At 66.3% G+C, this 929-nt stretch carries 1 pseudogene; it reads left to right on the forward strand.

What is annotated here, in order from left to right:
• Positions 1-243 precede the first annotated feature (243 nt).
• Positions 244-929: pseudogene (locus ELR45_RS41235) on the forward strand (heavy metal translocating P-type ATPase); the annotation flags it as partial.

The following is a 929-nucleotide window of genomic DNA, read 5'->3' on the forward strand; positions in this document are numbered from 1 at the left end:
GTCGGATTGCAGACCGCGGCCGGATTCACCGAGGGGATGCCGGTCCCGACCAGCTGGTGAGGGCCGCACGTGTGTCGGCGCTCGGCTGCGTGGTGACTTCTTGAGTCTCAGTGCCGGATAGGCACGCCCTCAGGGCGGTGAGACGCCACTCACGCTCAAGAAGACGTAGGCCGCGGGAATTTCTCGTGTGTTTCGCTGTTCATTTATACCCGTACGGGGTATCAATGAACGCGGAGGTGCGACATGTCCGAGCACGATGCGCACGCACACGGCGCCGAGACGGCCGAGCACCGTCACGATGCGGCCGGCGATCGGGATGAGATCGCCCACGGCGGCCATGGCGCCGGTGGTGAGCACGACGCCGGCCACGGCCAGCACGGTGGTCACGGCGGACATGGTGGTCACGACAAACACGCCGGTCATTCGCCCGCGATGTTCCGGGACCGGTTCTGGCTGAGCCTGATCCTGTCCATCCCCGTGGTGTTCACCAGCCACATGATCATGGACTGGTTCGGCTATGAGCTGGACTTCGCCGGGATGGACTGGGTCGGGCCGGTGCTGGGCACCGTCATCTTCTTCTACGGCGGCTGGCCGTTCGTCGTCGGTGCCGTGGCTGAGGCGAGAAGCCGTCAGCCGGGCATGATGCTCCTGATCGGAATGGCGATCACTGTGGCGTTCGTGGCGAGCTGGACCGCCACCCTGGACTGGTTCGACGTCGAGGTGTGGTGGGAGCTGTCGCTGCTGATCGTCATCATGCTGCTCGGCCACTGGATGGAGATGCGTGCCATCGGCCAGGCGCAGGGCGCGCTGGCGGCGCTGGCGGAGCTGTTGCCGGACGAGGCCGACCGGGTCACCGACAGCGGTGATGTGGAGACAGTGAAGATCGCCGACCTCGCGGTCGGCGACGTGGTCCTGGTCCGGCCAGGAGC

This window comes from Phytoactinopolyspora endophytica (genome assembly GCF_004138495.1).
In the GTDB taxonomy this organism is placed as follows: Bacteria; Actinomycetota; Actinomycetes; order Jiangellales; family Jiangellaceae; genus Phytoactinopolyspora; species Phytoactinopolyspora endophytica.